Annotated in this window: 10 protein-coding genes and 1 pseudogene; 9 read left to right on the forward strand and 2 right to left on the reverse strand. The window is 73.3% G+C overall.

The window, feature by feature from the left end:
* Window positions 1-8: 8 nt before the first annotated feature.
* Complete coding sequence (locus ACZ53N_RS22225; RefSeq protein WP_469142561.1) at window positions 9-1,163, forward strand: uroporphyrinogen-III synthase; 1,155 nt, start codon at window positions 9-11, stop codon at window positions 1,161-1,163.
* Window positions 1,160-1,927, forward strand: coding sequence for a sirohydrochlorin chelatase (locus tag ACZ53N_RS22230; RefSeq protein WP_469142562.1), 768 nt, complete (start codon window positions 1,160-1,162; stop codon window positions 1,925-1,927). Before ACZ53N_RS22225 ends, ACZ53N_RS22230 begins: the two co-directional genes overlap by 4 nt.
* Here the strand turns inward: ACZ53N_RS22230 and ACZ53N_RS22235 are convergent.
* The gene (locus tag ACZ53N_RS22235) at window positions 1,866-4,181 is read right to left on the reverse strand and encodes an MMPL family transporter (RefSeq protein ID WP_469142563.1); all 2,316 of its coding nucleotides are present in this window, start codon (window positions 4,179-4,181) and stop codon (window positions 1,866-1,868) included. The two genes, ACZ53N_RS22230 and ACZ53N_RS22235, sit on opposite strands and share 62 nt — an antisense overlap.
* 205 nt (window positions 4,182-4,386) lie before the next feature.
* Between ACZ53N_RS22235 and ACZ53N_RS22240 the strand changes: the two genes are divergently transcribed.
* The 7 genes and pseudogenes from ACZ53N_RS22240 to ACZ53N_RS22270 all read left to right on the forward strand — a co-directional run bounded on the left by ACZ53N_RS22240 (window position 4,387) and on the right by ACZ53N_RS22270 (window position 11,457).
* A complete protein-coding gene (locus tag ACZ53N_RS22240; protein ID WP_469142564.1) occupies window positions 4,387-5,028 on the forward strand; it encodes a hypothetical protein in 642 nt (213 codons plus the stop codon).
* Between the two features lie 310 nt (window positions 5,029-5,338).
* On the forward strand, window positions 5,339-6,643 hold the full coding sequence (locus ACZ53N_RS22245) for a CAP domain-containing protein (RefSeq protein ID WP_469142565.1): 1,305 nt from the start codon (window positions 5,339-5,341) through the stop codon (window positions 6,641-6,643).
* Window positions 6,644-6,914: 271 nt separating this feature from the next.
* Entirely contained in the window at window positions 6,915-8,126 is a 1,212-nt protein-coding gene (locus tag ACZ53N_RS22250) for a PP2C family protein-serine/threonine phosphatase (protein ID WP_469142600.1), read from the forward strand.
* A 225-nt stretch (window positions 8,127-8,351) separates the two neighbouring features.
* On the forward strand, window positions 8,352-8,984 hold the full coding sequence (locus ACZ53N_RS22255) for a DUF4956 domain-containing protein (protein ID WP_469142566.1): 633 nt from the start codon (window positions 8,352-8,354) through the stop codon (window positions 8,982-8,984).
* Window positions 8,981-9,802 (forward strand): polyphosphate polymerase domain-containing protein, encoded by an 822-nt coding sequence (locus ACZ53N_RS22260; RefSeq protein WP_469142567.1) that lies wholly within the window; start codon window positions 8,981-8,983, stop codon window positions 9,800-9,802. Before ACZ53N_RS22255 ends, ACZ53N_RS22260 begins: the two co-directional genes overlap by 4 nt.
* 97 nt (window positions 9,803-9,899) lie before the next feature.
* Window positions 9,900-10,675 (forward strand): annotated as a pseudogene (locus tag ACZ53N_RS22265) (LD-carboxypeptidase).
* A 131-nt stretch (window positions 10,676-10,806) separates the two neighbouring features.
* Window positions 10,807-11,457, forward strand: a complete 651-nt coding sequence (locus ACZ53N_RS22270; RefSeq protein WP_469142568.1) for a LysE family translocator — start codon at window positions 10,807-10,809, stop codon at window positions 11,455-11,457.
* 31 nt (window positions 11,458-11,488) lie between these two features.
* Here ACZ53N_RS22270 and ACZ53N_RS22275 read toward each other — a convergent pair whose 3' ends face one another.
* Window positions 11,489-12,541 carry a questin oxidase family protein gene (locus tag ACZ53N_RS22275; protein WP_469142569.1) on the reverse strand — a complete coding sequence of 351 codons (1,053 nt, stop codon included), beginning with the start codon at window positions 12,539-12,541 and terminating at the stop codon, window positions 11,489-11,491.
* Window positions 12,542-12,572: the final 31 nt, after the last annotated feature.

Here is a 12,572-nt window from a genome sequence, read left to right on the forward strand (position 1 = left end):
CTGCATGCATGAGGACTACCCGCACGGCCACCGCGCCACCGAACGACTCACCCGTGGGGCCGCTGACGGGCTTCACCATCGGGGTGACGGCCGCACGCCGCCGGGAGGAGCTGGTGGCGCTGCTGTGCCGGCGCGGCGCCCGGGTCATCGAGGCACCCGCACTGAGCATCGTCCCGCTCGAGGACGACACCACGCTGCGCCGGGCCACCGAGCGCTGCCTCGACGGGGCACTGGACTACGTGGTGGCCACCACGGGGCTGGGCTGGCGCGGCTGGATGAGCACCGCCGACGGCTGGGGCATGGGAGCGGACCTCACCCGGCTGTGCCGCGACGCCACCGTCATCAGCCGCGGCCCGAAGGCCACCGGGGCGGTCCGGGCGAGCGGCGTGGACGAGGCCTACTCCCCCGATTCCGAGGCCAACCACGAGCTGCTGACGTGGCTGCTGGCCCGCGATCTGCGCGGCCGGCGGGTGGCGGTCCAGGAACACGGCGCCCCGCTCGACGGCTTCGCCGCGGCGTTGCGCGAACGCGGCGCGGAGGTCATCGAGGTGCCGGTCTACCGGTGGGGCCCGCCCCAGGACCCGGAGGCGCTGCGGAGGCTGGTGGAGGCGACCGTGCGCGGGGAGGTGCACGCCCTGACCTTCACCAGCGCCCCGGCGGTGGTCGCCCTGCTGGAGACCGCCGCCGATCTGGGCCGCCACGACGCGCTGCTGTCGGCGCTGCGCGAGGACGTGCTGGGGGTGTGTGTCGGGCCGGTCTGCGCGCGGCCCCTGCTGGAGCTCGGCCTTCGGCCGCACTGCCCGGAGCGGGGCCGGCTGGGCTCGCTGGTGCGGACCCTCGGTGACGTACTGCCGGGACGTGGCCGGCTGGAACTCCTGGAGCCGCCCGGGCGGTTGGTGCTCCAGGGCAACGCGCTGCTCCGCGACGGCACGGCGGTGTGGCTGCCGCCGCTGCTCGCCGCCGTGCTGCGGGCCCTGGCCGAGCGGCACGGACATGTGCTCAGCCGCGGTGAGCTGCTGCGCCGCGCCTGGCCGGACGCCGCCCGCGCCGACGAGCACGCGGTGGAGGTGGCCATAGCCCGGTTGCGGTCGGCCCTGGGACCGCACGCGGACCTGGTCCGTACGGTGCCCAAGCGCGGCTATCGGCTGGTCGGTGCCGAATGACCCCCGCGTGTCGTCCCGCGCGCACGCCGGTGCTGGTCGCCGTCGCCCATGGCACGCGCGACCCGGCGGGCATCCGGACCATTCGCCGACTCCTCTCCCGGGTCAAGGCATTGCGGCCGGAACTGCGGGTGAGGGCCGGCTTCCTCGACCACGCCGATCCCGGGCTGACGGAGACGCTCGACGCCCTCCACGGCCCCCCGGTCGTGGTGCCGCTGCTGCTGGGAACGGGCTACCACGTCCGTACCGACATCCCCGCCGCCCTGGCCGCGGCCGGGTTCGGCCGGGCTCCCGTGGCCCGTGTCCTCGGCCCGGATCCGCTGCTCACGACGGCCCTCGGTGACCGACTGCGCGAGGTCGGCGGGCCGGGGCACGCGCGGGGCGGGGCCGTCGTCCTCGCGGCCGCCGGCTCCCGGGACCCGGCGACGCACGCCGCGACGGCCGAGGCGGCACGGCTGCTCGAAGTGCGGCTCGGCTGCCCGGTCGTGCCGTCGTATCTGAGCGGTGCGTCCCCCACGCCCGCCGAGGCCGTCACCGCCCTGCGGGCGCGGGGCCACCGGTTCACGGCGGTGGCCCCTTATCTGCTGGCTCCCGGCTTCTTCGCCCGGCGCGCGGCGGCCTGCGGCGCGAGCGTCACCTGCACGCCCTTGGGCGCGCACGAGGCGGTGGCCCGCTTGGTGCTGCGCCGCTACGACGAGGCCTGTCTCAGGGCGACCCCTCGCCCGGCGCCCGGCCGACTGCTTCGTACTGCTGCCCTCCCGGGGTGAGGTGCCGGGCGGGCGGTACGCCCGCGGGCCGGGGCGGCGGCTCCTGCCACCGGTCGGCGCCCAGCCGTCGGTGGAGCGCGGCGAGCGGGCGCGGCGCCCACCAGTTGGCGTGGCCCGTCAGCCGCATGAAGGCCGGTACGAGCACGCCCCGGACGACGGTGGCGTCGACCAGGACGGCCAATGCCAGTCCCCATCCGATGAGTTTGAGCAGCGTGATCTCGGAGGTGACCAGCGGAAGGAGCGCGACGGCGAAGATCATCGAAGCCGTCGTGATCATCTTTCCGGTGCGGGCGACGCCGGTCACCACGGCACCGCGGTGGTCGCCCGAGGCCCGGTACTCCTCCTGGATGCGCGAGACGAGGAAGAGCTCGTAGTCCATGGAGAGCGCGAAGGCCGCGCCGAAGACCAGGACGGGCATGGAGGTCTCCAGCTCCCCCGTGACGGTGAAGTCGCCCAGGAGGCCGCGCAGGTGGCCGTCCTGGAAGACATGGACCATGACGCCGAAGCTCGCGGTCAGGCTCAACGCCCCCATCAGCACCGCCTTGACGGGGATGAGGACCGAGCCGGTGAAGAGGAACAGCAGCAGGAGGACCCCGCCGATGACGACGGCCGCCGCCGTCGGCAGGGCCGCGCAGACGGCGTTCTTGGTGTCGAGCACCCGGGCCGGCCGGCCTCCGACGAGGTGGGGGCCGGGGGACGGCAGGGCGCGCAGTTCCTCGACCAGGCGCTCGTCCTGTCCCGGCGGTCCGCTGCCGGTCACGGCCAGCCAGGTCGCGCCCTGGGTGATGTGGGCGAGCGCTCCGACGTCCGGGCCCTGGGTGAGCCGGCCGTCGTCGTAGGTGCCGAGGCCGGTGGAGACCTGGTCCACTGTGGGCAGGGCGGAGACGCGGCGGGCGTAGGCGTCCAGTTCCGCCTCCTGGTCCACGGCGTCGACGTCCGGCAGGAGCACGGTCAGGGTGCGGTTCCACGGCAGATGGAAGTCCCGCTCCACGGTGAGGGCGGTGGCGTGCGACTCGACCCGCTCGGGCAGTACGCGCTCGTCCGCGACGCCGAAGCGGACGTGCGCGAAGGGAAGGGCGAGCGTAGCGAGGAAGAGGACCGCGCAGCCACCTGCCAGCACCGGTCGCGCCGTGGCGGCGCGGGCCGCGCGGTGCCACGGTGACACGACCGTGCCGCGCCGGGTCCGGCGCAGGGGTGCGAAGACATCACCGCGGTCGACACGGGTACCGAGGACGGACAGCAGAGCGGGCAGGACCAGCGCCGTGGTGACCGCCGCCAGCACGACCACGCTCACCCCCGCGACGGCCAGGGACCGCAGGAATCCCAGGGGAAAGAGCAGCAGCGCGCTCAGACAGACGACGACGGTGGCCGCGGAGTAGCTCACGGTGCGGCCTGCGGTGCGCATGGTACGGATGACGGCCCGGGCCGGGTCGCCGGCGGCGGCCAGTTCCTCCCGGTAGCGCGTGACGACGAAGAGCCCGTAGTCGACGGCGAGACCGAAGCCGAGTGCCGTGGTGATGTTCGAGGCGAAGGCGGAGACGGGCAGGAACGCGGTCAGCAGCCGCAGCACCGCGAAGGTGCCGGCCACCGCGAGCCCTCCGACCAGCGCGGGCAGCAGGGCGGCGGTAGCCGAGCCGAAGGCGAACAGCAGCACCAGGGCGGCCAGCGGCACCCCGATGAGTTCGGCCCGGACGAGCTCTTGTCCGCTGAGTTCGGTGGCTTGCGCCATGACCCACGCCGGACCGGTCGCGGTGACCCGCAGCGGCCCGTGCGGTCCCGTCAGCCCCGGCACCAGCGTCGCGGCGCGCCGGGCCGTCGCGTGCTCGTCGCCCTGGAGGTCGACGACGACGAGGGCGGCGTGCCCGTCCTCGCTCAGCAGCCGGGCGTCCCCGAGGGTCCAGTAGGAGAGGACCTGGCGCACCCCGGGCCGCCGGGCCAGCTGTCGGACGAACTCCCGCCCGGCCGCGGCCGCCTCGGGGCCGGTGACGGGCCCGTCGGCGAGCACGTGCAGCACGAGGTCCGGAATGCCCGCGTCGAATCGCTGGGCGAGCACGCTCTCGGCACGGGTCGCCTCGGTGCCGTGGGCGATGTAGCCGCCGTTGGACAACCGGTCGGGGGTGCCGAGGGCGGCGAACGCCAGCAGGGCACCGAGCACCGCAGCGGTCGTCAGGACCCACCACGGGTGCCGGGCGGACCACCCGGCCGCACCGCCCCCGCGCGCCTTCGGTACGGCCACCGGACGTTCGCCTCGCATGCGGGCCCCTTCGTCGACGCGGCAATCCTGGCGAAATGCGAGCAGTTCCGGCAAATCACTTGTTACTCGTGTGGCGTAAGGAATCAGGTGAACTGTGGCGATACGGAGAGCGCTTGGGCTACCTTGCGCGACCGGGAGTGACGGGTTCACTTCGCCGCGGCCGTCCGTCGCGGCGACGGACCGCTGCGACAAAAGGAGAGGTCACATGCCCGGTAGGGCTCACATCATCCGCACCGCCGCTGCCGCCTGGGTGCGGCGCGGCGCCGACGTGGCGACCGCGGCCGGAGCGGTCGTCGTCCTGCTCGTGACCGGCACCGCGCCGGGTCACGCCGAGGCGTCCGCGCGGCCGCCCGGCCGGGCCGTACCCGACGCCGTCCGGGCGGGCGGCACCCTGAAGTGCGCCCTGCGGACGGCGCCCGGCATCACGCTGTCGCCCGCCGTCTCCGCCACCCCCCGGCGCGTCCTCGCCCGCGGCACCGTCCACCTCAACGACTGCGTCTCCCCCGGCGGCAGGCGGTCACGGATCAGGTCCGGGCGGCTCGTCCTGAGCGGCAGCGGCCTCGCGAACTGCTCCGGGGCGACGGGCGTCAAGGGCAGCGGCACCGTCACCTGGTACGCGGGGGCGAACCGCACCGGTGGCGTCGTGGGACGGTCCGCCGTGCGGCCCGCCTCCGGCGGCCGGCAGGGCTATACCCCCCTCGACTCCTTCCTCGGCGGCAGGGTGACCTCCGGCCTCATGGCGGGCCGCTCGTACTCCGGCACCGCGGTTCCCACCAACGACGTCAGGGGATGCCTCACGCGCGGTCTCGGCCGGGTCGAGGGACGTGGCCGCTTCACCATCGGCTGACGGCGAACGGGCGGGCGCGGGTGTCACTGACGGGCACGCGGCGCGGTGTCACGCGCCTCGGCCTGCCCGCGGCACCGGCACCGCGGGCAGTCGGTCGGTGTGGCCTTTGCCGTCGGCTTCCAAGGTGGCGTCGTCGGCCATCGGGACCGTACGGAAGAGGGTGGCTGTTCGCGATCACCGCCCACATGCGGGTCACGAACAGAGGCGCAGGGAACTTCGCCTTCACGTCGGAGACGGTAGCCGGGCCGGAACCACTCGCCCCCAGCCGCGCGTTGACTCGGTGTCGGCTGACGGCAGCGGGAGGGGCACGATGAACGAGTTGACGGCCGGGGGCAATCGGGCGCTGCCGGACGGTGCCCTCTCGATCCACGTACCGGGGCCCTTCGACCTGTCGGTGATCGTCACCGACGCTTCGGGCAAGGTCGCGGGCGACGCCGACTTCGTGTTCTTCAACCAGCCGTCCGCGCCGGGCGCCCGGCTGTGCGGGGACACCGTCGTCGTCGACCCCGGGCGGCTGCGGGCGGGTGCGGACCGGGTCACAGTCGTCGTCAGCCCCGCCGTGCCCGGCACACCGCTCGGCCGGCTGCCGGTGCCCGTCATGACCGTCACGGGCAGCACCGGGACCGGGCTGCTCCGCTTCACCCCGCCCGGGCCCACGCGGGAGACCGTGCTGCTGCTGGCCGAGCTCTACCGGCGCGGGGCAAGCTGGAAACTCCGGGCCCTGGGCCAGGGGTACGCGGACGGTCTCGCCGGAGTCGCCCGCGATTTCGGCGTCGACGTCCTGGACGACACCGAGCCGCCGGCCACCACGCTTCTCGAGCCCACCAGCGACGAGGCCGCCTTCCTCCGACTGGTCAACGCCGAGCGGGCGGCGGTCGGTGCGGCACCGGTGGCCCTCGAACCCCGCCTGGTCACCGCCGCGCGGGCGCACGCCGCGAGCATGGCCGCGCACGGCCGCCTCGGTGTCGAGGGCCCCGACGGGACCTCGCTCTTCCACCGGATGGCCACCGGCGGATACCGGGGTCTGAACCTCGCCGAGCACCTCGTCTCCGGGCCCCGCACCCCGGACGAGTTCGTCGCCTACTGTCTGGCCGGGGCGGAGCGCGGGCTCCCGCTGCGCGAGGGGGACTTCACCCACGTCGGCATCGGTCACGCCGTCGGCGGCGACCGCCGGGGGGACGTCTACTGGACCGCTGTGTGGGCCCGGCCGTTCACCGAGGAGGGCCTGGCCCGGTTCGCGTCGGAGGTGGTCACGCTCACCAACGCCGAGCGGGCCGCCGCCGGGCTGCGGCCGCTTGCCGTCGACGCGCGGCTCACCGTGGCCGCGCAGGGCCACAGCGACGACATGGCGGGCCGTGACTTCTACTCCCACACCACTCCCGAAGGGCGCGAACCATGGGACCGGGCCGCCGCCGCCAGGTGCCCGCACCGGGGCATCGGCGAGAACATCGCCTGCGGCCAGCGCTCCCCCGCCGAAGTCCTGCGCGGCTGGATGAAGAGCCCGGGTCACCGCGCCAACATCCTCACACCGCACTTCACCCACATCGGCATCGGCTACGCCACCGGCAGCCGGGCCGGCACCTACTGGACCCAGCTCTTCGGCGCGGCCGTATGAGGCACCCTCACGAGCCGACGCGCACCCCGGTGGACTCCGAGGAGAACGGTCCGCGCTCCGCCGGGCGGCTCGCTCCCACACGCCCGACCCACGGCGACCCACCCCTTTGCGGGCACCGACTCATTACCCTTGCCCAGTGGTGAGAGGCGAAGCGGAAGCAGACGACGAAGAAGAGTCACGGTACGGGCTCCCGAGCCATCGGGTGCTCCTGGGCGCGAACCCGGCATGGCCCGATGAGCAGCCGGCCGAATTCGCCCGCGTCCAGGAGCGGATGCGGGGGCTGCTGGGGGCCGTACTCGCCATCAGCGGCGAGCTGGAGCTGCCGGTCGTCCTGCGTCGCATCGTGACCACCGCCATGGAGCTGGTGGGTGCCCGCTACGGCGCGCTGGGGGTGCTCGACGAGCAGGGTACGGAGCTCGCCGAGTTCATCCCCGTGGGCCTGGGCCAGGAGGAGAACGAGCGGCTGGCCGGGGTGGCGCTCCCGCACGGGCTGGGGCTGCTGGGCCTGCTCATCAGCGATCCGCGTCCGCTGCGGGTCGACACCATCACCACCCACCCGATGTCCGCGGGTTTCCCGCCGGGCCATCCCCCGATGGCCACACTGCTCGGGGTCGCCATCGGCGTGCGCGGTCGTGTCTACGGCAACCTGTATCTGACCGACCGCCAGGACGGCAAGCCGTTCGACGCCGATGACGAGGCCGTCGTGATCGCCCTCGCCGGCGCGGCGGGCGTGGCCATCGAGAACGCCCGGCTCTACGGCCAGATCCGTACGGCCGCCGAGCAGTTCCAGCGGCTGCTGCTGCCGAGCCTGCCCGAGCTCGCGCCCTTCACGTCCTGGTCCCTGTACCGGCCCGCGGCCGAGCCGGCCCTGATCGGAGGCGACTGGTACGACGCCTTCCTGCTGCCCGACGGGGCCCGGGCGATGATCGTGGGCGATGTCGTCGGCCACGACGTACGGGCGGCCGCCGCCATGGCGCAGGTCCGCAATATGCTGCGCGCCCTCGCCTACGACTCGGGCGTGCTGCCCAGCGAGCTGCTGGGCAGGCTCGACCGCACCCTGCAGGCCGTCGCCGAACCCACCATGGCGACCGTGTGCCTGGCCCGGCTCGAACCCCACGACGACGGGTGGGCGATCGTGTGGAGCAGCGCCGGTCATCCGCCGCCGCTGGTGGTCACGGCGGACGGCGCCGCGCGTTACCTCGAGGGGCAGCCGGACGTACCGATCGGGGTCGACACCGCTTTCGCCCGCCATGACCACCGGCATGTGCTGCCTCCGGGGGCCACGGTGCTGATGTTCACCGACGGTCTGGTCGAACACCCGGGCCGCGATCCGGAGGAGGGTCTGCGGGCGGTCGCCGAGGTGGCGGCGGCACACGCCCGGCTGCCGCTGGAGTCGCTGGGTGAGGCCGTGGTCGCGGCGCGGCCGAGCGACGGGCACGACGACATGGCCATCCTCGCCCTGCGCGCCCCGGCGGCGGACTGAGCCGGGCGTTCGCCCGGGGTCCCCACGGGGGACAGGCCCGGGGCAGGGGTGAGAGGTGGGACACCGCATCGCAAGAACGTCGAATGCGACAGGACGGGTGTCCTTCCGGACAGTCCGCATCCGGTTCCGTCAACGATCCGCAATGTCCACTCACATGTGTGCACTTGTTCACCCAGAGTTCTCTCTACGTCCGCATTCCTTCGAACGTCCGGAGAGAGCGAAGCCATGGAATCCCTACGACACCTCGCCGCGCATCTGGGGCTCGACCTCGCCGCCGTGTGCCTGCTGACCTTCGCCATCTACTGTCCGCGACACCGGCGGCGCGATCTCGTACCGGCCTATCTGGCCCTGAACGTCGCCCTGTTCACCGTCGTCGCGGCCCTCGCGGAGGTGGGCGGCAACGGTGGCACCGCACTCGGCTTCGGGCTCTTCGGCGTGCTGTCGATCATCAGGCTCCGCTCCGACTCCGTTCAGCACGAGGAGGTCGCCTACTACTTCACCACGCTCGTCCTCGGCCTCATCTGCGGCCTGCCGCACCTGGCGTTCCCGCTCGCCGCCGCGCTGAGCGCCCTGCTGCTCCTCGTCATCTACGGCGCCGACCACCCCCGGCTGCTCGCCCGCTCCCGTCGCACGCTCGTCACGCTCGACGCCGTCCACAGCGACCCCGCCGCGCTGCGCGCCGATCTCGCCCGACGACTCGGCGAGCCGCTGCACTGGACGGTCATGGAGGTCGACTTCGTCCGCGATCTGACGGTCGTCGACGTCCGCTACCGCGAGCCCGAGCCGGGGGCGGACACCCGCCGGGCCGAGCCGTCGGAGACCGTACGCGCGACCGCCCCCGCGTGGGAGGCGGCATGAGCACCCTCGCGCAGGCACCGCCGACGGCCGCGGCCGTGCGGGCCATCGGCGAGGCGGCCCACGGCACCGGAGCCATCTCCCTCGCCGAGGTCAACGAGCGGGCCGAGCTGCTCGCCCGTTTCGACCGGAGCTATCTCGTGCCCGTCGACGTCTACCTCCGGATGGTCGAGCGGCTGACCGACCCCCGGCGGCCCGGCGGCCCGTTCCGCGCCCTGACCATCGACGACCGCCGCACCTTCCGGTACCACTCGGTCTACTACGACACCCCCGGGCTGCGCTCGTTCCACGACCACCGGCAGGGCCGACGGCTCCGCTTCAAGATCCGCGAGCGGGTGTACCAGGACTCGGGAGAGCGGCAGTTCGAGATCAAACTCAAGGGCCGGCGCGGAGACACCGTCAAACACCGCCGGCCGTTGACCGGCGAGGACACCCCCCTCGACGGCCGCGGCCGGGCCTTCCTCGCCGACACCCTCCACCGCGCCTACGGCATCGACTCCCCGACCACGCTGCACCCGTCGCTGAGCACCGACTATCTCCGCGCGACCCTGGTGGCCGACGGCGAACGCATCACCTGCGACGCCGGGCTGGTCTGCGAGGACCTGCGCGCGGGCCGGACGGTGCGCTGCGACCCGGGCCTCGTCCTGGTCGAGACGAAGACGGCGGGGCATCTCACCGAGGCGGATCTCCTGCTGCACTCCCACGGTGTACGGCCGGCCGTCTTCACCAAGTACTGCGGCGCGTTCGCCGCCCTGCGCCCGGCCCTCCCCGCCAACCGCTGGCGCCGCGCCGCGCGCCGCGCGTTCGACACCGGGACGTGACGGGGGCCCACGAGCCGCGCAAGGGCCGTCACACGGCCTCTCCCACCCGGGCGTAAATAATCTGCACCCACGCCCACTTGACCCCTACGATCTGCCGATGACGGCTCCCCTGTACCCCGCCAAGCCCCGCCCCGGCGACCTCGTCGCGGTGCTGTCCCCCTCGTCCGGCCTGCCCGGCCTGCTGCCGCTGCCGTACGAGCTGGGGCTGCGCCGGCTGCGTGACGACTTCGGGCTGACGCCCGTCGAGTACCCGGCCACCCGCCGGATGGGGTCGTCGCCCGAGGAGCGGGCGGCCGACATCCACGCGGCTTTCTCGGACCCCGGCATCAAGGCCGTGATCGCCAGCATCGGCGGGGACGACCAGAGACGCGGACCTTCGAGAGCGAACCGGAGATGGAGCCCGCACAGGGCTGGACCTGGCACCACGCGGACCGGGTCGTCGAGGGGACCGGCTGGGGCGGCAATCTGGAGATCCTGTCCTGGCTGTTGATGGCCGACCGCGCGATACGGCCGTCGCCCTCCTGCCAAGGCGATGTGCTCTTCCTGGAGACGTCCGAGGACATGCCCGGCGCCGAGGAGGTGTTCCGGATCCTGCGGGACATGGGTGAACGCGGGCTCCTGGAGCGGTTCCCGGCCGTACTCGTGGGCCGGGCGAAGAGCTGGTCCTTCGAGAAGCGGCTCGACGGCGAGGGCAGGGCGCGCTTCCGTCGGGAGCAGCGGGAGGCCGTGCTGCGCGCTCTGCGCCGCTACGCCCCCGACGCCATGGTGGTGTTCGACGTGGACTTCGGCCACACCGATCCGCAGATGGTGATCCCCGTCGGAGGGCGTATCCGGGTGGACGGGCCCGCGCGGCGGATCGTCGTCACCTACTGATCGGCGACCTCCAACCCGGAAGTCGCAAGCCGGAAATCACGAACACAGCCGCACGGGAAGCATTTCAATCGATCAAGCGTTCCCTCCCTCGTGTCGGCCTTATTTGACGTTCACATACTGAGGAGACGTGCATGGTCAGCATCAGCGCGATAGTGGGCATCGCGGTCGTGGCGTTCGGGATGGTGATCACCCCCGGGCCCAACATGATCTACCTGGTGTCCCGTTCGGTGTCGCAGGGATACCGGGCGGGGCTGATCTCCCTCGCCGGTGTCGGGGTGGGCTTCCTCATTTATCTGGTGGCGGCGACCGCGGGGATCGCGGCGGTGTTCTCGCTCGTCCCGGAGATCTATCTGGCGTTGAAGCTGGCCGGTGCGGCGTATCTGCTCTGGCTCGCCTGGAAGGCCGTGCGGCCGGGCGGGTCGTCCGTCTTCTCGCCCCGCGAGCTGGAGGCCGACCGGCCCCGCAAACTGTTCGGCATGGGGCTGCTGACCTGCCTGCTCAACCCGAAGATCGCCATCCTGTACGTCTCGCTGCTGCCGCAGTTCGTCGAGCCGGAGAAGGGCCATGTGGCGGCACAGAGCCTGGTGCTGGGCCTCACGCAGATCGTCGTGGGCGTCGTCATGAACGGCGTCTTCGTGGTGACCGCGGGTTCCGTCGCCTCGTTCTTCTCCGGGCGCCCGCTGTGGGCCAGGATCCACCGCTACGCGATGGGCACCGCGCTGGCCGCCTTCGCGGTGCGGATCGCCGCCGACCGCTCGCGCGCCGTGGTCGCCGCGCCCTGACGATCGGCTCCGGGGCCGCCCCGACGTGGTGTCAGTCGTCCTTCTCGATCAGCCGGATGGCCTTCCACGCGGCCGACAGGGCGCGGCTGTCACCGTCCTCGCTGGTGGCGGCCACGTCCAGGGCTGTGTCCACGAACTTGATCGCGTGCGCGTCGCCGCTCCGGGCGGCCTCCTCGAAGACCTCCTCGGGAGTCATCGACGAGGCGTCGGGGGACGCCGGCCGCGGGGTGTCCGCGGCGTAGACGGCGGTGATGGCCGCGCTCGCCGCCCACGCCACGGCGAACGACGGGCCCCACAACTCGTGGGGAAGGACGGGCAGGGTGCGCAGCACCGCGCTCGGCGCGGTCGTGGCGTGGACCAGCATGACGGGGTCGCCGTGGCCGTACGCGCCGTAGTGGAGGGTAGTCGCCCGCACGAGTGCGGCGAGCTCTTCGCGAATGGCCTCCGGGGCCGTGGGGACGTACAGCGATTCGGCGGTCCGCAACCAGCCCGGGGTACGGGGCAGCAGTTGGTACCGCTCCACCGGAGGACCGCTCGGATCGGTGGCCCGGGGAAGGGCGGCGAGGGCCTCGGCGGGTGTGGACCCGCCCGAGGGACGCACGGACACCGGCAGCGGAGTGTGCCGGGCCGCCCAGTACCCGAGGGCGTGGGCCAGTTCCGCGACGCGCGGTGCGTCGTCGCCCTCCACCAGGAGGGTGCGTACGGCATGGCCCACCCGGATCACCGGGTGGGCCGCGGCACCGGCGATGCCGGGCAGCAGCCGCGGCCACCACTCGACCAGTACCTCCCGCCAGGGACGCACGGCCACCTGGCGGGAGAAGTACGCGATCCAGTCGGTGACCCGGCGCGGATCGCCCAGCGCCTCGTGCCATGTGTCGTCGGAGATCCGGGCCCGCGGGCCCGGAACATCCTCCAGCCTCGCCTCGTACGCGTCGAGCCAGCGGTGGACGGTGCCGGCCCGGCCCCGGCGGACCAGGGCCTCCACGGCCATCGGACCGTGGTTGCTGAGGTACCCCCGGTACTCGGGACCGCGGGCGTGCAGTCGTTCCAGGGCTTCGTCGAGTGTCCCGTTCGCTGTATCCATGGCCCGAGGCTAGATCGGCGACCGTCCCGGC

This window comes from Streptomyces sp. NPDC033229, from assembly GCF_055576875.1.